13 protein-coding genes are annotated in these 20580 nt (G+C 48.1%); 8 read left to right on the forward strand and 5 right to left on the reverse strand.

Annotated elements, in window-relative coordinates; genetic code table 11:
• Positions 1-5: 5 nt before the first annotated feature.
• Positions 6-491, reverse strand: a complete 486-nt coding sequence (locus GU926_RS00200) for an ankyrin repeat domain-containing protein (RefSeq protein ID WP_160687871.1) — start codon at positions 489-491, stop codon at positions 6-8.
• A gap of 217 nt (positions 492-708) precedes the next feature.
• Positions 709-2178, reverse strand: coding sequence for a M20/M25/M40 family metallo-hydrolase (locus GU926_RS00205; protein ID WP_160687873.1), 1470 nt, complete (start codon positions 2176-2178; stop codon positions 709-711).
• 157 nt (positions 2179-2335) lie between these two features.
• On the opposite strand from GU926_RS00205, the gene GU926_RS00210 reads away from it, so the two are divergent.
• The 6 genes from GU926_RS00210 to GU926_RS00235 are packed head-to-tail and all read left to right on the forward strand — an operon-like array spanning position 2336 to position 10139.
• A complete protein-coding gene (locus GU926_RS00210) occupies positions 2336-4750 on the forward strand; it encodes an HAD family hydrolase (RefSeq protein ID WP_160687875.1) in 2415 nt (804 codons plus the stop codon).
• Between the two features lie 12 nt (positions 4751-4762).
• The gene (locus tag GU926_RS00215; protein ID WP_262886168.1) at positions 4763-5485 is read left to right on the forward strand and encodes a rhamnan synthesis F family protein; all 723 of its coding nucleotides are present in this window, start codon (positions 4763-4765) and stop codon (positions 5483-5485) included.
• On the forward strand, positions 5482-6402 hold the full coding sequence (locus tag GU926_RS00220) for a hypothetical protein (protein ID WP_160687879.1): 921 nt from the start codon (positions 5482-5484) through the stop codon (positions 6400-6402). The genes GU926_RS00215 and GU926_RS00220 overlap by 4 nt, the downstream gene beginning before the upstream one ends.
• Positions 6399-8579, forward strand: coding sequence for a glycosyltransferase (locus GU926_RS00225; protein ID WP_160687881.1), 2181 nt, complete (start codon positions 6399-6401; stop codon positions 8577-8579). The genes GU926_RS00220 and GU926_RS00225 overlap by 4 nt, the downstream gene beginning before the upstream one ends.
• A 5-nt stretch (positions 8580-8584) precedes the next feature.
• On the forward strand, positions 8585-9382 hold the full coding sequence (locus tag GU926_RS00230) for an ABC transporter permease (protein ID WP_160687883.1): 798 nt from the start codon (positions 8585-8587) through the stop codon (positions 9380-9382).
• Between the two features lie 7 nt (positions 9383-9389).
• Positions 9390-10139 (forward strand): ABC transporter ATP-binding protein, encoded by a 750-nt coding sequence (locus GU926_RS00235; protein ID WP_262886149.1) that lies wholly within the window; start codon positions 9390-9392, stop codon positions 10137-10139.
• A gap of 137 nt (positions 10140-10276) precedes the next feature.
• Here the strand turns inward: GU926_RS00235 and GU926_RS00240 are convergent, their stop codons facing one another.
• Positions 10277-11578 carry an O-antigen ligase family protein gene (locus GU926_RS00240; RefSeq protein WP_160687887.1) on the reverse strand — a complete coding sequence of 434 codons (1302 nt, stop codon included), beginning with the start codon at positions 11576-11578 and terminating at the stop codon, positions 10277-10279.
• Between the two features lie 293 nt (positions 11579-11871).
• Between GU926_RS00240 and GU926_RS00245 the strand changes: the two genes are divergently transcribed.
• Both GU926_RS00245 and GU926_RS00250 read left to right on the forward strand, forming a co-directional pair.
• Positions 11872-12654: an MBL fold metallo-hydrolase gene (locus tag GU926_RS00245; protein ID WP_160687889.1), complete on the forward strand. Its 783-nt coding sequence runs from the start codon at positions 11872-11874 to the stop codon at positions 12652-12654.
• Positions 12655-12742: 88 nt separating this feature from the next.
• A complete protein-coding gene (locus tag GU926_RS00250; protein WP_394350770.1) occupies positions 12743-13063 on the forward strand; it encodes a hypothetical protein in 321 nt (106 codons plus the stop codon).
• A gap of 142 nt (positions 13064-13205) precedes the next feature.
• Here GU926_RS00250 and hrpB read toward each other — a convergent pair whose 3' ends face one another.
• Positions 13206-15752, reverse strand: a complete 2547-nt coding sequence (hrpB, locus tag GU926_RS00255) for an ATP-dependent helicase HrpB (RefSeq protein WP_160687891.1) — start codon at positions 15750-15752, stop codon at positions 13206-13208.
• 199 nt (positions 15753-15951) lie between these two features.
• Positions 15952-20448, reverse strand: coding sequence for a DUF7619 domain-containing protein (locus GU926_RS00260; protein ID WP_160687893.1), 4497 nt, complete (start codon positions 20446-20448; stop codon positions 15952-15954).
• Between the last annotated feature and the right edge of the window lie 132 nt (positions 20449-20580).

Consider the following 20580-nt stretch of genomic DNA (forward strand, 5'->3'; position numbering starts at 1 on the left):
GGAGCTTAGGCTTCCAATACTTTTAAGGCTTCTTCGTTGCCAATCTTGTGCGCCATCTCGGTGGCGGTGAGGCCGCGGCTGTCGCGTAGGTTCTGGTCGGCGCCGTGCTTGGCCACAATCTTGACCAGCTCATGCCGCCCGAACATGGTGGCAAACATCAAAGCGGTACCGCCGCTTCCGTTCTGCAGGTTCAAGTCGGCGCCGTGTTCAATGAGTAGCTCGGCTATTTCAGCGTGACCCTTAAAGCACAGTCCCATCAAGGCGGTGTTGCCGCTGTTGTCCTGTATGTTCACATCGGCGCCCGCATTTAGCAAGACTTTGGTGGCTTCTAAATGTCCTTCGTAACTGGCCAGAATCATGGGCGTGAATCCGCGGCCGTCGCGCACGTCCACCGGCACGCCTTCGGCTAGCAGTTCTTTAATGAGCGACACGTCTCCTTTGCGGGCGGCATCAAAAATTAAATGTTCTGGATTGGTAGAGCTGAATTCCATGAGGCTTGCTTTTGATTAGGGTTGATGGATGATGCAACATACGGAAAAGGGCAACGGCAGGACCATCAATACTTTTGATGCCGCATAGAGACCGGCTATAAGAAGGACGGGTAAACAGGTTACGGAAGAATCTGTGGCGGAAAAGAGAAAACCGTTTTTGGGCTGTTTTCTGGAAAACAGCCCAAAAACGGTTTTGCATTAGGTGGCGTGAGAACTGTTAGTCTGCCCAGCGCCATTCTCCGGCAATCTGAAGCGGCTCTTTGAGGTTATTCTTTAACAGGAATTCCTTGGTCTCCGCGTCATTGAGTTTCTTGGCTTGAATCTGGTCTGCGTCTGCCAGGCCGTACAAGAGCATGGCACTGAAGCGCACCGTGTTTTTCAATTGTTGTTCGTCTACCAAGGCAAAAGAGTCGCAGTCGGCGTGGTAGCAATCGCCGCCATTGTTCGGCAGCTTTCCACCAAAAGAGCCACCCGTTGGGATGCCCTGCAACATGAACGGCTGGTGGTCTGAGTGCAGACCCGCCCTAGCTGAGAAGCTGTTTTTGAATGTGGTGTCAATGGAAGCGGTAATGGCCCCGATGGACTGGAACAAGGGCTTCATGGATTCCTGGCTGGCGTTATAGCCTTTGGGGTCATTGGTCATGTCATAGTTGAGCATGTAGGCAATGTTGTTCAGGCTCTTGTCTTTGGTAGCCTGTTCAATATAAGCTTCAGAACCCAGCAGGCCCTGTTCTTCGCCCATGAACATGACAAACTCAATGGTGCGCTTAGGCGTCAGGTTCAAGGCCTGGAAGGTGCGGGCCATGTCCAAAACCGCAAACGACCCGATGCCGTTGTCAATGGCGCCCGTAGACAAATCCCAGCTATCCAAATGGCCGCCAATCACAATCTTCTCCTGCGGCAGTTCGCTTCCTTTTAAGGTAGCAATCACGTTACGGGCTTTGATCTTGCCCGAATGATTGGTCATGGCAATCTGCGCCGTCACCATCTGGCCACCCTGCAACTGCTCTTTCAGTTTCAGGCCGTCTTCCTTGCCCACGCACAGGGCGGGAATAGGAATCAGTTTGCCCGTCACTGAGGCCGTGCCCGTTAAAAGCGTACCACCCGCCACTGTGTTAATGATGATGATGCCCTTGGCCCCGTTCTTAATGGCCAAGGCTGTTTTCTCTGACCGGTGCAGGTTCCTGGCACCTTCGGGTGAGCCTGGTAAAATGCCTAGGTATACTAGAGCAATCTTGCCTTTCACGGCATTGGGTTGTGCGTTGTAGTCGGCTTCCAGGCCGTTGCCCATGTCCACCAACTGTCCCGTGGCATTGGCCTTGACGGGGGAGTGCGCCAGTGAAACAGCCTTCACGTCTTGAAAATGCGGGCCATTTATGCGAACTTGCAGCTTTAAAGTTCCCCTGCTCCAGCTCTCCACCTCAAAAGGTTGATACCGCACTTCTTTGAATCCATAGGATTTGAAGAGATTGAACGCGTACTCTTCGGCCTTTTTTCCATTCTCAGAACCAGTGAGCCGATGGCCAATGGTTTTGCTGGCTTGTTGAAGGGAACTATATGCCTTGGAGTTTGATTGCACTTCTGCATTGATTTGCTGGAAGGTGGCCGGCCAGGAGGACTGGGCGTGTGCGGTTAAGGAAAGTGCCAAAGCCAAAGTAGAAAGAATTATTCTGGAGGATGAATCCATATGATGCTGGTAATTAGATTTTTGTAGTTTTTTGGAGAATTATAAATTAAAATACTGAATTTATTTAAACTTTTATGGCTTTGCCTTGTCAAAGGCGCTAACCTTTTTAAAATTCAGAACATAAAGGCTTGCAGAAGTAATATTAGATAATTGATTAATGAAAAGTAAGAGGACCGCTGAGATTATAAAGATTTTGGGAGAAGGCAGCATAAAAGTGTTGTCCTTGGATGTATTTGATACTTTATTGTGGAGACAGGTATCTCACCCTACTCATGTTTTCCATCAAACTGCCCTACGAGTAAAAAGAAACCATCTTCACTCTTTCGCGCTGGATCCGGTGTTCTTTATGCAGGAAAGAATCAAGGCGGAAGAGCATGCGCGGCTAAAGATGTCTAAGCATAATCATGAAGTCACTATTGCCGAGATATATAATTGCCTGGATGTACATTCAAACGTAAGCAATGATTTGCTTATTGAAGCAGAGCTTGCTTCTGAGGTGGAAGTCCTTAAACCTAATCTCACTATATTCAACGTCATTCAGTACTGCGCTCAGAAAAAAGTTAAAGTAGTATTGTGTTCAGACATGTATTGGCCTGAGTCACAGTTGCGCAGCATGATTGACCAGGTATATGCCGCTAATGGCTTGCCAGCTTTCACATATGACTTATTTGTTTCTTGTGATTATCGACACGGAAAACACAGCGGCGGGCTATACGAGGAATTGTTAAAAACATTAAAGGAGACTAAGAGGGAAGAAATTTTACACATAGGAGATAATTTCCACGCAGATGTGGACCAGGCAGATAAAAAAGGTCTAAACAGTTATTACTTTAAAAGGACGGCATCACTGTATGACAAGCTGCTGGCCAGAGAAAAGCAATATACCAGCACTACTCCGCTAGAAAGCAATTTTGGACTTGACAGTCTGCGGCTCCAGTCTGTGTTTGAATCTGAGGCTCTGTTGCAGGATAACGACCAGTTCAACCACCAGAGCTACGGTTCTTTTATACTAGGTCCTGTATTTACCCTTTTTGCCGAGTGGATTATCAATGCTGCCCAAAGCAGAAATCAAAAGGTAGTTTACTGCCTCATGCGGGACGGCTACTTGATTAGCCGCCTTATCAATAAGATTTGTGAAGCCAGAGGGCTGGATATAAAAGCAAAAGAAATCTGGATTTCCAGAAGGATTATCAAGAGAGCCTCAATTTTTAAAGCCGACAAGAAAGAACTGGGTGGTTTCTTTGAAAACATTACTCATCCTAAACTGTCAAGCCTCACCAAGGATTTAGGCATTGATTTAAACGTCTTGCGACACCTGACCCAAATTACCCATGATGAGCCTTTGGCCCAGCATGAGGCTGACTTGGTTCTGGGAAAATTAGAGCAGAGCAATATTCTTAAAAAGGAAATTGTAGCCCATTCAAAAACCGTGCGGCAGAACCTGTTGAATTATCTTTCACAGGAGGGATTCTTTGACACTAAAAACAATATAATTGTTGACTTGGGCTGGGGTGGAACCATCCAGAAGAGATTACAAACCATATTTGACTTTGAAAACTTAGCCGTTGACAGCCTTGGCTTATACCTAGCCACGCATGTAGGCATTAAGGCATTAAATCACATCAATGTTGAGCACCAAGGGTTCCTAACCAATCAGGGAGAAGAAGCATATGCTTGTGAGACCATTGTCTGCATGCCTGAAATTCTTGAGCAGTCTTGTATGGACAGAAGAGGTACGCTCTGTGAAATTAAAGAGGACGGGGTCATTGTCAACGAAGAGAACCTGATTCCGGTAGAGCAGCTAAAAGAGCTGGAAGAATTGCAAAAAGGTATCTTCCACTTCTGTGATCTTTGGGTACAAAACCACAAATCTCTTAAGTTCACCCCTCAGAATAGAACCATCCTGAAAAACTACCTGTTAGGCGTGCTTGTGCCTTCCATCAAGGCTCCTTTAAAAGAGGAGGTGATGCTGTTCAGTAACTGGGGACATGATACCAATGATGGCACAGATGAAGTTGAACCCATCATTGGTACTGCTGAGATGCGGAAACGTGCCCTGTCCATGTCTAGACCCGAGATTCTTCAACTCTCCAGGTTAGACTGCTATTGGCCAGAAGGTCTGTTGGCCTTTTTAGATGCTCAGTTTGGACATCATGACTATCATAGAGCAAATGAGCAAGTGTACTTTGCGCCAGAGCCTCCTGTAGTTGCACTAGAGCCTGTGAATATGCCACCCGTGCAGGAATCCTTAGTTGCCGCGCCAGTAGTCTTTGAGTCTCCACAGTTCACTCCGGCTGCACACAACAACATTGATAGCCTATTAAACTACTACTACTCTAACTATGAGGTGTTGCCTAACTGGTATAAGAAGGGAGGGCACCTACTTAAAATTATGACCGGCAGAAGAAAGTTGTTCAGATCTGAGAAGAAGCAGTTGAATAGAGTAAAGGAGCTGGCCATTATCAACGGTAGCTATTCCAAATATGACGAGTTGCGGCTTTGGTATTATTTGGAGTATGAGTCATTGCCTAAATGGTACAAGAAGTTCGGGGTAAAAATCAGCAATAACTAAGGCAGCGGTTTGTTGAAGATAGCAGTTCTCACGCATCTGTTTTACGCAGATACCTTGAACGACCTCAAACTGTACCTTGGAAATCTTAAAGGATTCCAAACGCAGCTTTATTTTAGTGTTTGTGCTGGCCATTCTTATACCAATGCGCTTGTGCAAACAATTAAAAATGAGTTTGAGGGGAGCTTAGTCATAAAGACTACCAATGTAGGAAAAGACATTGGGGGAAAGCTGGCCATGGTTCATCTTTTTTTAATGGCGCAGGATACTTCTGATCTGATTCTTTTCATGCATGATAAGAAAAGCCCTCATACCACCAGTGGTGCAAATTGGAGGTCCGATCTGTTGAGCATAGCAGCAGAGGAGAAGCTAGCTACCGTGGAGCACATTTTCTCTTGTCAGGAACAGGTGGGCATTGTAGCCAGCAAGAAGTTTATCCTTAATGAATACAACCAGCAGAATAAGAGTTTTACAACTACCAATGATTTTTTGCTAAAGAAGTTAAGGGAGACTTATGGGTTAAAAAATACCACCTTTGAATTTGTAGGTGGTACAATGTTTTGGATAAGAAGTAAAATAGTTAGAGAGTTTTTTTTAAAGCACTCTCCTCTCAAAATCAGGGAAAGCCTTGAGGTGGGCAATGTGCTTGACCATGAAAAGGGGACTTATACCCATTCATGGGAACGGCTGCTGAGTTGGATAGCTCTGGATCAAGGATATAAAATAGTTGGTATTTGATGTTGAACAGAGTTAGCTACCTTACTGATGATTTTACAAGCAGCAAGGTCTTCTTTGAAGCAGGAGGGAAAGGTGATTTTGTTTTGGTAATGACATCAGAACGTTTTCGGCTTGTTAAAGAAGTTATTTTAGGAATACATGCAGTAAAGAATATTAACTCAGAGGCATCTTTTGCGATCTGTTTTGATTTTTCTAACGCTTCTACACTTACAGGAGAAGAAGCGATTCTGCATATAGAGAATTTTATCCAACTCTCTTTTTTGCCGGCCTGCCAAACTGCGCTTAACGCAGTGATTTTCTATTTTATTCCACCCGTAGTACACAGTGCTGTAGAAGCCTGGGTGCACTTTAGAAACGCGCTTAATGGTTCTTTTATAAAGCAGGGATTCACGGAAGTCATATTCAAGCCTATTCACTTACTACAGCAGCAGCAGCAGGGTGTTTTGTTAACAGACTTCAATAGTATCCATTTACCTTTGTCAGAAGAAGACTTGCATGAGACTTATTACCAAGCACTTTTGCAGAAGGGAATAATAGGTGGCTCATTATTAGTCCTTCATAAACCACTTGAAACTTTTAAGGTCATTGAGGCTATTGCTTGTAAAACCGAAATAGAGTTTGGAAAAGCTGAGGAGGTAACTTATACTTTGATGATGCAGAATCTTACCCTTCAGAAAAAGGTGAAGAAACTGGAAGAGTTATATGTGGCTAGTACCAAAGAATTAAATAACCAAAAAGAATACTTAACAATCTATCATAGCAAAAGCGAATCATTGGGTATCAATGAATTCTATTTTCATGAGTATGAAGTCCTGCCACTTTGGTACAAAAGGTTGGGGCATATCATAAAGGTAATGACAGGCAGAAGGACCTTTCAATCACTTTATGATAAGAACGCTAAAAAATATTTAAATTGAATTACTGGTTGCTTACCACTGAGTTTCCTCCATTCTTTGGCGGGGGCATCAGTACTTACTGTTATTTTACCTCAAAAATGCTGCAGGCCAACGGCCACAGCGTTTCTGTTTTTATTAATGACTCTTCTGTTAATGGGCTAGACGTAAAACTGCTGGACGGGGTACGAATTGTCAGATTCAACCCATCCAAGACCAATGCATCTGCTTTTTTGGGACACGTGACCAATATAAGCTATGAGTTTGCGGAGGTCGTCAAACAGTTTGTACAGGAAGAAGGGCAGCCAGATGTCATTGAGGCACAAGAGTACCTTGGAATTGCCTATTATCTGCTTCAGTTCAAGTACTTGAAGTATGACTGGTGCAAGAACATTCCGGTGGTCATTACCATGCACTCGCCTTCCTTTCTTTACATGGAGTACAACCATGTATTGCAGTACAAATACCCCAATTACTGGGTATGCGAGATGGAACGCTTTTGTCTGCAGGCAGCAGACCTCTTGCTTTCTCCCAGCCAGTTCATGCTCAATGAGCTAGCCAATAGGTTCACCCTAACCAACCAAAACACAGCGGTGGTGCCTAACCCATATGAGGGTGAGGTGAAGGGGAGAAAGGCTATTCCCAATAAAAATTTCCCAGATGAAATTGTCTTCTTCGGAAAACTAACCTACCAGAAGGGTGCCTCCATTCTGTTAACCTATTTCAAGGAATTATGGGATGGAGGCTTCAGAGAACCTTTGATTTTGATAGGCGGCCAGGATATAGTGTATCACCCCGAAGGGAAGACTATGGGCGACCTGATCAGGAGAAAGTACAAGGAATATATTGACCAAGGCCTTCTTAAGTTGGAGGACAGAATAGAGCCTTCTCAAATACAGAAGCGCCTTTCCAATGCCAAAGTGGTCATTATTCCTAGCATGAATGACAACCTGCCGTACGTTGTATTTGAAATGATGGCCATGGGCAAGGTTGTGTTGGCGTCTAAGCAAGGAGGCCATTCTGAGGTGATAGAGCATGGCAAGGATGGTTTCATCTTTGACCATGGCCAACCAGGGACCTTTGCCCAGCAGCTGAACCATGTGTTGCAGCTGTCTGAAAAGGAAAGAAAGGCTATCTCTGTCAATGCCATCCACAAGGTGCAGAACCATTATAACCTGCAGGCCATCTATACCCAGAAAATGGGCCTTGTTAGCAAGTTATTGAAGAAAAAGGAATTGGTAGACACTTACCCTTTTGTGCGGGTGAGAAAAAGTACTCTGCCGGTTAAAACACCTTTGGCTTTACCAGATGCTGCAGACCTGCTCACTGTCATTATCCCTTTCTACAACCTAGGGGAGTATGTAGAAGAAACCATCGCTTCAGTTCGCAAATCTACCGGGGTGAATAAAGAGATTTTGATTGTCAATGACGGAAGCAATGATCCTAAGAGCCTGAAAGTGCTGGAGAAACTGCGCAAGGCAAAGGACTGCATTGTGATTGACACCAAAAATGCCGGCCTGGCTGCAGCCAGAAACACCGGAGCTAAGAATGCTCAAGGAAAGTACATTGCTTTTCTGGACGCCGATGACAAAGTTGCCCCAGAATACTTTGCAAAAGCGCTTAAGGTATTGCAGCACAATACCAATGTGCATTTTGTAGGTGCCTGGACTCAATATTTTGGAGATTCTTCCAAAGTGTGGCCCACCTTCTCCCCAGAGCCGCCTGTTATTCTATACCATAACATGGTCAATTCCAGTTCCTTGGTTTATAAAAAGGAATCCTTTTTGCACGCGGGCCTTAATGACGGTCAAATGCCCTTCCAAGGACTTGAAGACTATGAAAGCGTCATCTCACTTTTAGAAAACGGCTTAAACGGAGTAGTGTTGCCAGAGGTGCTCTTCCACTACAGGGTGCGCAAAGATTCGATGATCAGAGAAGTTTCCAGTGTTAAAATGCTGGTTTTATATGAGTATCTAAGCAAGAAGCACAAGGAGTTCTACTCTGAGTATGCGGCAGAGGTCTTCAGTTTGACCAATGCTAATGGGTCTGGAGTGGTGTTGGACAATCCTTCATTAGATTTCCAGTTGATTTATAGATTCCCCTTTAACAGCAGGCTGGGCAAGGGAGTCATTAAAGTAGTGAAGAAGAACAAGTACTTGAAAAGTGTTGCCTTCAAGGCTTTTAACATGATAAAAAAGTAAAAAATATGAGTTTAAAAGCGCTTACCAGTTGGTACCAGGGAAATAACAAGATTGAGCGGCTGTGGCTACTGGCTAAAATTGAGTTTAAATTAAGATACTATGAGAACAAACTAGGTTTGTTCTGGGCTTTGTTAAAGCCTTTCATGGACATCACCATCTATTACATAGTATTCCAGATTATATTAAAACAAGACGTTCCGGCATTTGCCTCTTATTTGTTTATTGGGCTTATCTTGTTCAACTTTTTTATAGAAAGCACTACGGGCACTATACAGATTTTAAATACCAAAAAATACTTGTATGAGTACAGTAACATGAACAAACTGGAAATATACCTTTCTACGCTTTTAAGCAATGTGATAGGGTTTTCCTTTAATCTGGGCATGTTCATTCTCTTCTATAACTTTCTGGAGCCTGAGTCTTTAGGCCCAAGTCTGTACAACTTCTGGATCATCCCTATCTTTGCCTGTCTATTCATCATGGCATTAGGGACGTCCCTAATCTTGTCCAATATTTACATCATCGCTAAGGATATTAGTCAAATCTGGCAGGTGGTGTCTACCATGCTGTTGTTTGTCTCGCCTATTTTCTATAAGCTCATAAATTTCAAGCAGGCGTTACCTTCTTTTGAATACGCAAACCCGTTGGCAGGCATCATCATTAATGCAAGGAGGGTATTGATGCAAGGCCTGCCACCAGACTTAGATTTGCTATTGTTTGACTATGGTTATGCTTTCCTGCTTCTGTTCATGGGATTGATTTTGCTAAATAAACTGGGTTCTAAAGCGGCAGAAAGGTTATAACAATAGGATGGAAGCTACAACATTAACTAAAACCGTGGCCATCAAGGCCCGCAACATCAGCAAGACGTTTCAAATTTCTGAAAATAGTCATAATACCATAAAACACAGGTTGTTTAACTTGTTTAATCCTCCCCGGACTAAATACGTGCCGGCCGTAAAAAACCTGTCCATGGAAATCTTCAAGGGCGAGTGTATAGGCTTGTTAGGCCGGAACGGCTCTGGTAAGTCTACCTTGGTCAAAGTGCTGGCCGGCGTGTATCCTACAGACAGCGGCTATATCAACATAGAAGGTACCACCATGCTCATGAACCTGGGTGTGGGGATGAGTCATGAGTTAACGGCAAGGGAGAATATCTATGTTTCTGGGTCTGTGTTAGGACTTAAAATCAAAGAGATTGACGCCATCTTTGACGAGATTGTGGACTTTGCCGAACTGCGCGAATTCATTGACACTAAAATCAAGTTCTTCTCTTCTGGCATGGTGGCCCGCTTGGGATTTTCTATTGCCGTAAAAGCTGGCGCTGATATCATGTTCCTGGATGAAATTTTTGCCGTTGGTGATGTGAAGTTTCAAGAGAAGGCCATTAAGGTGTTTGAGAGCTCTTGGATTGAAGGCAAGACCGTGATTCTGGTAAGCCACAGCATGGAGGTAATCCGGAAGTATTGCAGCCGCGCCGCATTCATGAAAAACGGAGAGCTTGTGTTTGTGGGTGACACTGAAAAGGCGATTGATCTGTATATGGAAGACAACCACTAATCTCCAACTCACATTTATAAGTAGAAGTCCCGCTGCTACAAGTAATAATCTTGTAACAGCGGGACTTCCGTTTTTGGCGTGTTTTCCAGAAAACAGGCCAAAAACGACCTGATAAACTTGGTGTAGTAGCGGCTTGATTACAAATCTTCCTTCGCGCCCTCTTCCAATTCCTGGTTTTTACCTATGCTGGTGGTTGCCTCTTCTTTCGTATACAGGAGCAGGAACGGAATGAAGAACCCGGTTAGGGTGGCGCCAATGCTGCGGGCGAAGTACACCTCAGTAACCCAGGCGGCGGCGAAGGTAAGAATCACCAGGATGGCCAGGGCATTGTGGGTTTGGGAAGCTCTAAGCAAGGGCAAGACAATCCAACTAGCCAGGAAGAACAAAAAACCAACCAACCCCAGGCTATAGAGAATATCTAAGTAATTGTTGTGGACGTCGCGGCCAGTCTTTATGGCGTATTGGAAGTTCTTCTGGGTGTATTTCGCGGTGAGGGCCGCGTCTTTGTCGCCTAGGCCCGTGCCCACTACCGGATCCTCCTGAAACAGCTCCCAGCCGCAGGTCCAAACGGCCAGCCTGAAATTGACGCCGTTCCACTGGTCCTCGGTGATCTGCATGTTGTAGTGGCTTTCGCGGCCCATGTTCTCAAATTTAAAGCTGCTGTAGGCCACCTCTTTGTAGCGGTTGAAGGTGAGGGGCAGCATCTTATAAACTACCACGGTGCCAATCACCATGCCTAATACCAGGGTCATGCCTTCCAGAATCTTCCGGTGCCTGATCACATAGTAGAAACTAAACAGCACCGAAACCCCCAGCAACCAGGCGAACATGATGCGGCTGGCCAGTAAATACGCGATCGCATACAGGAACAGCGTGCCCAGCACCAGCAGCCCTTTGTGCTTGTTCTGGGTGTAGAAAATGGCTCGTATGAAAATAAAAATGGACACGTTTACCAACAGGGCAATATAGATAGACTGCCGCTCCAGAATGTAGACAAGGGCATCATTGTACAAAAACTCCGGACGTGCAAAGAAGCCAGAGTAATAGATACTGGACAGCAGACAGACAAACAAAACAACGCACGTAATGGTAGCAAACGAGACCAGCACTTTTTCCTTGAACTCCCGGCGCAGGTCCAACAGGCCAATGCTGAGCGGGAATAGAAGCAACGGCAGGCGGAGTTTCAGATGGTGAAATCCGGTTTCCTGATTTGTAGAGAGCAAAGCGCTGAGCACCAAAAAACCATAGAAGGCGAGCATGGCGATAACGTGCCGGCGCTGTTTCAAAAGACGCCACTTGTCCTGCCAGGAGTTGAAGAAGAAGCTATAGAGCACCACTGCGCCGGTGGTTAGGCTGGCGAAGGCCGTCAGGCTCCCCGTGAACAGTGAAACAAAAAATAACAGAAGGAGGGCGTAAAGGACTTTTTCTTTTTGATTCATACCAGCGGCCCCGTAAAGATTCTCATGGCAGCAAACAGAGGGGCAAAACCTGTTTGCTACCTACAAAGCTACATTAAATTGGCCAAGCCTGTCTCTTGCAGGCAGCTATTCAAAGACTGCAAGCTGGTATTTCTTCATATGTAACGGTGCGTAAATAGATGAATACAATAGTTCACCTGTTGCGTGAGCCTTCCTCAATATCAGAGTGTTGCGATGCCTCTACCTAAAATCTGAATATTAGCCTTGTCTATATAGTAGAATAAACCGCAGGCGTTTGGTTATTTTGCAGCATCATGGGAGTCTATTTTACATCATTGAATTCTGGCAGCAACGGCAACTGCTATTATGTGGGCAATGACCAGGAAGCGGTCTTGATAGATGCGGGCATCTCATGCCGCGAAACGGAGAAACGCATGCTGCGCCTGGGCCTGAGCATGAGCCGGGTAAAAGCCATCTTCGTCTCCCATGAGCACTCAGACCATATTAGAGGCGTGGCCGTTCTGGCTAGAAAACACCGTATTCCGGTATACATCACTCCAGCCACCTTGCACAACTGCTACCTGCGCACTGAGGCCATTGACACCCTTCCATTTGAGGCAGGGGAGGCCGTGCAGATTGGCGGACTCACCATTACGGCCTTCGCCAAGTACCATGACGCGGCAGACCCGCACAGTTTTGTGGTGAGCGCGGGTGAATTTAAGGTTGGTGTGTTCACCGATCTTGGCAGGACGTGCCAGAACCTAATGGAGCATTTCAGCCAATGCCATGCCGCCTTTCTGGAAGCCAATTATGACGAGCACTTGCTTGAAAACGGCCGCTACCCTTATTACCTTAAAAACAGGATTAGAGGAGGGCACGGGCACTTGTCCAACCGTGAGGCCCTGACCTTGTTCAGCACCTGCAAACCCGACCACATGAGCCATGTGCTGCTGTCGCACCTGTCCAAGGAGAATAACTGTCCCAACCTGGTGAAAGAACTGTTTCAGGCCCACGCCGGCGATACTCAGGTGGTGGTGGCGTCCAGGTACGAAGAAAGCCCCGTGTTCACCCTTCTTCCACAAGAAGCCATGGCCTAAGTTTTACCTCTAAATTGCATTTTTTTGCAAACCATATACCCGCTCCTTCGTTTTTATAGGCATACTGAAATCTTAACCTAAAAATACTATGGAAGCAAGAGACATGAAAAACCAGGCAAGAGACCTGAAAAACGCCGCCGATAACTTCAACCCAGAGCATAAAGAAGGCCCAGTGGCCAGAACCATTGAAGAGTATACTGCCAAGTTGCCTTCAGACTTGTTCTTATGGGCAGCCCTTGGCTCAATGGCCATTTCGGCTACGCTTAAAATCATGAAAAAAGACGACGAAGCACTTTTTGTAGGTCAATGGCCAGCCCCGTTCTTGCTTTTAGGCTTGTACAATAAAATTGTAAAAGTAAAAGGACACGAAGGCGAGAAGACTTCTGGCAGCCGTTCCGGAAGCTACTAATCCTGAAGCCGCACACAAACAGAAATAGGAAGCCCTTGGGCTTCCTATTTCTGTTTGTAACCACCGCAAGTCTAACCGTTTTTGGCCTGTCTTCTGGGAAATAGCCCAAAAACGGCGGTAGACAAATCTGTGGTGCCTTGATTTACTGCGGCCGGTTCTTGGTTCTCCTGGTGGGTGGTGCAGTCAGCGGGTCTTCGGGCCAGTGGTGCTTGGGGTAGCGGCCCCTAAGGTCTTTGCGCACGTCAAAATAGCCGGTGGTCCAGAAGCTTCGCAAGTCGCGGGTGACCTGCACGGGGCGCATGGCCGGCGAAAGCAAGTGCAGGAGCAAGGGTACTTTTCCGCCGCCAATTCTAGGAGTGTCCAACATCCCGAACACTTCCTGCAGCCTGACGGCCAGCACGGGGGCATCGGGGTTGGAGTAGTCCAGGGCAATGCGTGAGCCACTAGGTACGTCCAGATGGGAGGGGGCCAGTCTTTCCAGCTCCTGCCGTTGCTCCCAAGAGAAATCCGTGAGCAAAATTTCCTCAAAATTCAGTTTGGCTACTTGTTCTAAGGACTTCAGACCTAGCAAGTGCGGGCCCAGCCACTCTTCCATGGTTTCTTGTAGCTCTATATTAGACCAAGAAGGCCAGGTTTCTGGGGCTAAGGTGTGCAGAAAGTGAAGCCTATCCTGTAACCGTAACGCTTCTGGTGACCACGGCAGCCGTTCCACTCCTTTCTCTTGCAATGCTTGCAACAAGGCCTGAGCTACCAATTCTGGATTGGGTTTTGAAAAAAGTTGTTCCTCCAGGACCAAGGCCCCTAGTCGGGTGATTCTTCTGGCCACCACCTTCTCTGTAGCGGTGTCCCATTTCACTTCTTCGGCTTGCTGTACCTGGTCTTTGAAATGCGCCAGGATTTCAGCTTTATCTACCGGGGCGGCTAGCAGCACTCTGGACTTGGTTCCAATTTCTATGTGGGCCACTCCGTAGAACTCGGCTTCTGAGAAAAGCTCGGTGGGCAGGGTGGCTTTCTGCCCCGTGACCAGGCGCACGCGGCCAGAGCTTTCCCGCTGGGCCAGGCGGTCTGGATAGGCGAGAGCCGCCAAGATTCCGGCCTTCTCTGGCTGTAGTTTGCGCGAGGGTTCTTTCAGGCGCTGTCTCAAGTGCTGGGCTTGCTCTTTTATCCTCCGGAGGGCGTTTTCATCTACCGTAAAGCCTGCCAGGGGAGGATGCTGGTGATCCATGATTTCCAGGCGCAAAGCCAGATCAGGGAGGGCATCTGAGAAACTGCCCGCTATGGGCTTAAGAATGTCACGGTCAGAGAGAAGGGCAGCCAGGGCACAGGCGGTAGCGCCAGCTCCCAACGCATGCCCCTTCAGGACTAAGTGGCCCAACCGGGGCGAAAGACCCAACGCGGCCAGCGCTTTGCCATGGGCCGTAGGATTGCCTTGTTCTGTGACAGCCTCCAGACGCCGCAGAAGATCCTGGGCCAAAGTTAAAGCAGGGGCGGGAGGCGTGTCCAGCCATTTTAACTGCTGTGCGTCCTTCACTCCCCAAATGGAAAGTTCCAGGGCCAGGCTGGAAAGGTCTGCTTCGCAGATTTCGGGGGCTTGGCGTTCTGGTAGTTGCAATTGGTCTGCCTGGGTCCATAGCCGGAAGCACTTGCCGGGGCCTAACCGGCCGGCCCGTCCCCGGCGTTGGTCGGCGGCGGCCTGGGAGACCTGGGTGGTGGCCAGCGTGGTTAAGCCGTTGCGGGGCACAAACCTGGGCACGCTCGCAAAGCCTCCGTCAATCACTATTTTCACGCCTTCAATGGTCAAGCTGGTTTCTGCAATGCTGGTGGCCAGAACGACTTTCCTGAAGCCTGCCGGGGCCGGTTTGATGGCTGCCAACTGCTGGCTTAAGGTCAAGTCTCCGTGCAATAAGTGTAGTTGGGTGGTGTTGGGCAAGGTGCCTTCCAGGGCCTGGGCCACGCGGCGCATTTCGCCCATGCCCGGCAAGAATACCAGTACATCACCTTCGGGTTCTTGGCTCAGGGCTTTTCTGATGGATTTGGGCACCAGTTGGGTTAAGCGCTCAGTTGGGCGGTTTCCGGCAGCGGCAGCCTCAGCGGGGGATAAGTAAAGAGTTTCTACAGGGAACATACGCCCCTCGCTCTTGACTACGGGGGCCTCCAGCCAGGCGCCCACAGACGCGGCATCCAGCGTGGCGCTCATCACCAGAATGCGCAAGTCTGGCCTGAGCACGGCCTGGGCATCCAGCGCCAGGGCCAGACCCGTGTCGGCGGCCAGGCTGCGTTCGTGAAACTCGTCAAAGATGATAGCGGAAATGCCCTCCAGGCCCGGGTCAGACTGGATGAGTCGCGTCAGAATGCCTTCCGTGACGACTTCAACTCTGGTTTTTTCTGAAACCACATGCTCTAGTCGTACCCAATAGCCCACCGTCTGGCCCACGGCTTCGCCCAGAATGTCTGACATGCGCTGGGCGGCGGCGCGGGCGGCCAGCCTGCGGGGCTCTAGCATCAGGATTTTGCCATCGCCGCGCCAGTCTGCCCCTAAAAGTGCCAGGGGCACCAACGTGGTTTTACCAGCCCCGGGAGGCGCTTCCAATACTGCGCGCGGGTGGGTGCCCAAGGCTTCCAGCAAGCCCGGAAGCGCTTCTTTGACGGGTAAATCTGGTAAGGAAGAAAGGAGGGGCAGTGCAGACATCTTGCAGCAAAGGTCGGGATTCTTGGGCAAAGAACGAACAAGAGCCGGTGTGTCGTTTTTGGCCTGTTTTCTGGAAAACAAGCCAAAAACGACACACCGGCTCTAAAGGATCTCTAAGATAGCTCTCCTTACCTGGGTTTGGTGAAATTGATGAGAACCCAATCTCCCGTTCAAGATCACCTAACCCAGTGTTGTAAACTTATTGAATTACAACCCGCTTGGTAACTACCCCTTGGCTGGTTTGTAACAAAATGACATAAATGCCAGAAGGTGCCCGCGGTAAGGATATGTCTAGCCTGCTTTCTTTACCTCCTTTTATGATTTGGCGGTAAATGATTCTTCCGGTTTTGTCCAGCATCTGCAGGGTGTGCACGTCAAAATCTGCCTTAATGAAATCAATGGTAAACCGGCCTTGGTTGGGTAAAGGGTAGACTTCAATGGACTCTTGCGGCGTGAGGGATAGAACCGTAAAGTCTGCCTTTGACTTTCCGCCAACGCCCGCCACTGTGACTTTGCCGCTTACCGCTCCTCTGGGCACTCTCACCTGCAGGGTTGTGGCAGTGGCACTGAGCACTTCGGCCTTCACGTCTCCAAAGCTCACGGTGTCTGGCTGACCTAGCGCTGAAAAGTTAAGGCCCTTCAATTCCACTACGGTTCCCACGCTGGCAGAGGCAGGAAGTATTGCTGTGAGCACGGGTCCTGGAATCACCTCGAAAGATTTGCTAGAGCTTCCGCCGGGCGTGCTGATGGTCACGTTTCCTGTCACGGCTCCCGATGGCACTTGCACCACCACCTGCTGCTCACGGGCACTTAGCACTTTGGCGACCTTCTCCCCGAAATACACCTGGTTCAGTCCTGCTTCTGGCGCGAAGTTCTCTCCCTGCAACGCAACGTCTCCACCTACGCGCTGCCTCATTTTGTCAAAGCCTGTGATAGCAGGCATGTGCCAAACTCTAAACTGACCGCTCTGGGCCGTGCCGCCTTTTGAATACACCGTGAATACACCACTCACGGCACCCACTGGGATGGCCACAATCACTCCGTTGTTCGCGTATCTTTTAATCTGGCAAGGGACGGTGCCCAAGGTGATGCTCTCCAGTAAGTCGGGGCGGAGGTTCTCTCCCTGTATGGTTACTTCTATGCCCACTACTCCCTCTTTCACGCTCAGCCCGGTTATGACAGGCGGTTGGTACACGGTAAAGTCATCAAACGTGGTAGTGGAGCCGTCTACATGAGATACCTTTATCTTCCCGGTAAACGCGCCCAAAGGCACTTGTACCTTTATGCCAGTGCTGGTGGCTTCCAGTACCTGAGCCGGTTTTCCGTTGAAGTACACTTTGTTTAAACTGTTTTGCGCCAGAAAGTTAGTCCCTGAGATGACTACCACTGCCCCATACTTGCCGGCACTTGGGACGTAGGCCGTAATGGAAGGAGACACGAGAGCGTCTTTGACCTGCAACTGCTTCTCTGGATTAGGCACTAATGGCAGATCATAGATTCTGTTGGTGGTAGTGTTGGTGCGCACCGGCTCATTGTAGTCAAAGAAAATATCCGCGAAATTCTCTATCAGCTGCTTTTCTGACAAGGTTGTTTTAGGACGAATGCTGAACTGGATTAGGCCATTACTGCCTGCTAAGTCCTTGGAGCTGTCTGGCAGCATGATGTTGTCAAAGATGAAGGTAAGTACCGGGCGCTCTTTGCCACTTACCGTTAATCTGTATGGGTGAGAAGCCGTACCCATTCTCAGCGTGCTGATATTTAGGTCCGCGGACAAGGTGTCTACTACTACTACACGATAGGCCACATCTGTACCGGTGTTTTGAAACCGAACGGTGTAGCGCAGCGGGGTACTGGTAGGCGTGTATTTCTCTGAGGTAAGGCCCACCGGAATCACCTGTTTGTCATTGGGGTCATACGAGTCAATGATTGGCAGGCAGTCCATGGCTATTTCTTGTTCGGCGTCATCTGGGGGCAGGGCGTTCATGGCCGGTGAAGGAAGGCCATCGTTTAAACTTCTAATCTCCAGGTTGGCGCTTGCCGATTTTTTGATGGGGTGTCCTGGTGGTTGATCTGCCTCAAGCCGCAAGGCCCTGCCCAAAGGCGCAAATTTTAGAGCAAGGCTGTCGCCCGCCGCCAAGCGGTACCTGCCTACCATGGAGAGTTCTGCATCCTGGATCAATCGGAAGGAGAGACTGTCGGTCATGTCACCGCTTCCTACGTTGGTGACCACAAACCGCACCTGGCCGTCTACAGGGTCTTCGCCGTTTATCACTATGTTGGCACGGTTCCAATCTACGGCTTTGTCTTCTGGGTTGGCAGGCGAAATCCATGCTTTGGTACACACCGTTAGCCCACGGATGGTAGGGTCTGCACAAGACACAGAGTCTGTGATAGTGATGGTTCCTTTATGCAAGGCCGCCAAGGTACCTACCTCAAATACATAATTGCCTATTTCATCTTTGGTAAATGGCACAGAAGCAGAAATGAAGTGCACAAACTCAGGCAACTGTACGGTCACCTTAGCATCTGGAGCTGCGGCATACCCTAAGTTTGAATAGGAGACAGTGGTCGTATTCCGGAAGCAGCGCCGGCGGCGGTCAGATGAAACGCTTATGGTTAAGTAAGGATTGTACAATATTTTGTAGGCAATGTCTGGTGCCTCTACTACACTGGTGTCACCAGATACATAGACGGGCAGTTTAGAAGGCGGACAACTTACTGTCATAGTAGCTCCTAAGATGAGCGCTGGGACCACCCGTATTTTGTAGCTGCCAGAATCTACAGCAAAAGAATACCTTCCATCTTCATCTGTGTGGGCATAATAAGGACCTGGCGTGGCTTCCATGACAAGGCCGGCAATGCCTGTCTCACCCGGATCCATTGTGCAATTTTTGTTTCGCTCATTGAATACCCTGCCCGTGATGACGCTTAAAGGAGCCGAATAATTCTTGGACCGGTAAAGTGAAAACACATCGGCCTCAGTGCTTACGGTAGCCAGAGATGCGCCTCGGCTGTCAAAGGCCAGATAGTGGAGGGGGCTGGAAAGATTCTCCTGAAGAAGCGTTCCTTTTGCATCAAATACTCTTAGACGGTTTTCATTCTCAGAGGATAAACCGTACTTATGAAGAGTGGAGGTGGTGTAGATGTTGCCCTTGTTGTCTAAGGCCAGGTCTGAGGAAGCATACTTGAAGTTGTCATTGTCATTATGCGCACCAAAATGCCTGATGAACTTCCCGCCTTGGGTGAATTGCTGCACCCTGGAGCCAAAATAGTCCAGTACCAGGACAAGTCCGTTTTTGTCTACCATGACGGCAGAAGGAAACCAGAGTTTTCCAGGTTCAGGGCCCATGGTTCCAATAGAAGCAACCCGCTTTCCCTGGGCATCCAGTTTTAAAACCGCACCACTTTGTAAGTCGGTGACAAACATGTTTCCAAAAGGATCTACATAGATTCCCTGCGGAATCACCTGCTCATTGCTACCACTAAGGTTGGTGAAAAAAGCCAGGCGCTTCCCAGTAGGGTCAAGCTTTAAAATACCGTTCCTGCCTGATAGTGAGTCCTGACTGCAAATGACGTAGATGTTACTTTTAAGGTCAAGGGCAAGACCCTTGGAACTGATCAGTGAGGATACTTCCCAAAGGGCGTCACCTTTTGGGGTGAACTTGGTGAGTTTTCCGGCCTTATCCAGCAAATAAAAATTGCCTTGGTCATCCAGGGCTGCATCCTGGGCTGAATGGGCTCTTCCCCATTTCCTTACCACTTGGCCTGCCTTGTTGTAACTAAACAAGGTGCTGTTTCCATAATGCCTTACGTCTACTGCCAGTAGGTTGCCTTCTGGTGTGATGGCAATGGGGTAGGGCGTAGAGGAAACTAAACCCTGGGCTACCGTTTCTATGGTTTTTTCATACTGGCCATCGGCGTTGAAGACTTTCACGCCGTCTGCCTGGGCCGTGTATTGTGAGAGGTACACTTGATTGGTTTTTCGGTCACAGGCTAAAAATCCGCTGGCCGCCTGCTCACCCGTTTTTATCTCTTTTAGGACTTCGCCCTCACTGTTTATCTGGAAGATGCTTTTATGGGAATCTCCTGCCACATATAATAAATCCCTGCCATCTACGGCCAGCGAAAGGGGGGCTGCTAATTTTCCGTCTGCCCCCGTGATGGTAAACGTTTTTATGAAGTTGCCTTGGGCGTCAAACTTGTGGATTCTCTTGCTTTTATTGTCCAAGTAATGATTCTCCATGTCACTGGCGAAGATTTCACCCAAGGAGTTGACAGCTATTCTGGCCAGAAATACAAATTGCCCCGGTCCCTCTCCCTTAGACCCGAAGGTGAAAAACAGATTACCTTCTGGGCTGAATTTTGAAATGGTTCCCTGACTGTGGTTAATGATGTAGAGGTGATCTTTGGAGTCAATGTATAGGTGATAGAGAGATTGTTTAAGGAAAGACTCACTTATACCATTAAGCTTGAAGTCATGCACAATCTTACCTGAAGGAGTCATCTTGGTAATGGTACCCGCCATTGACTGTAGATAGACGTTGCCTTTAGAATCTGTTTCTAATGAATAGGGCCTGTGCACTGCAAGACCCACGCGCTGATGCAGGTCAAAGTCTGCCAACTGGGCTTTCAAGTGGCAAATGGGCACGCAAAGAAGAACCAATACTAAATAGAGGAAGCGTAGTTTTTTAACCATGCAAATAAAGGGATAGAATAGAGGATAGAATGAGGTATAGAATAGGTAGGGTAGTGTAAAAATATGGATAAATATTCATCACCTCAAACAACAGGAAAAGACTTGCTGCTGGGATTGGAGAAGTTGCAGAGA

Origin of the sequence: Nibribacter ruber, from assembly GCF_009913235.1 — a bacterium.
Classification (GTDB): Bacteria; Bacteroidota; Bacteroidia; order Cytophagales; family Hymenobacteraceae; genus Nibribacter; species Nibribacter ruber.

Coding starts and splice junctions, on each gene's coding strand:
- GU926_RS00240 (WP_160687887.1), bottom strand. CDS start 11,578: ATGAATCAAAAAGAAAAAGTCCTTTACGCCCTCCTTCTGTTATTTTTT.
- GU926_RS00230 (WP_160687883.1), top strand. CDS start 8,585: ATGAGTTTAAAAGCGCTTACCAGTTGGTACCAGGGAAATAACAAGATT.
- GU926_RS00210 (WP_160687875.1), top strand. CDS start 2,336: ATGAAAAGTAAGAGGACCGCTGAGATTATAAAGATTTTGGGAGAAGGC.
- GU926_RS00260 (WP_160687893.1), bottom strand. CDS start 20,448: ATGGTTAAAAAACTACGCTTCCTCTATTTAGTATTGGTTCTTCTTTGC.
- GU926_RS00250 (WP_394350770.1), top strand. CDS start 12,743: ATGGAAGCAAGAGACATGAAAAACCAGGCAAGAGACCTGAAAAACGCC.
- hrpB (WP_160687891.1), bottom strand. CDS start 15,752: ATGTCTGCACTGCCCCTCCTTTCTTCCTTACCAGATTTACCCGTCAAA.
- GU926_RS00235 (WP_262886149.1), top strand. CDS start 9,390: ATGGAAGCTACAACATTAACTAAAACCGTGGCCATCAAGGCCCGCAAC.
- GU926_RS00245 (WP_160687889.1), top strand. CDS start 11,872: ATGGGAGTCTATTTTACATCATTGAATTCTGGCAGCAACGGCAACTGC.
- GU926_RS00200 (WP_160687871.1), bottom strand. CDS start 491: ATGGAATTCAGCTCTACCAATCCAGAACATTTAATTTTTGATGCCGCC.
- GU926_RS00205 (WP_160687873.1), bottom strand. CDS start 2,178: ATGGATTCATCCTCCAGAATAATTCTTTCTACTTTGGCTTTGGCACTT.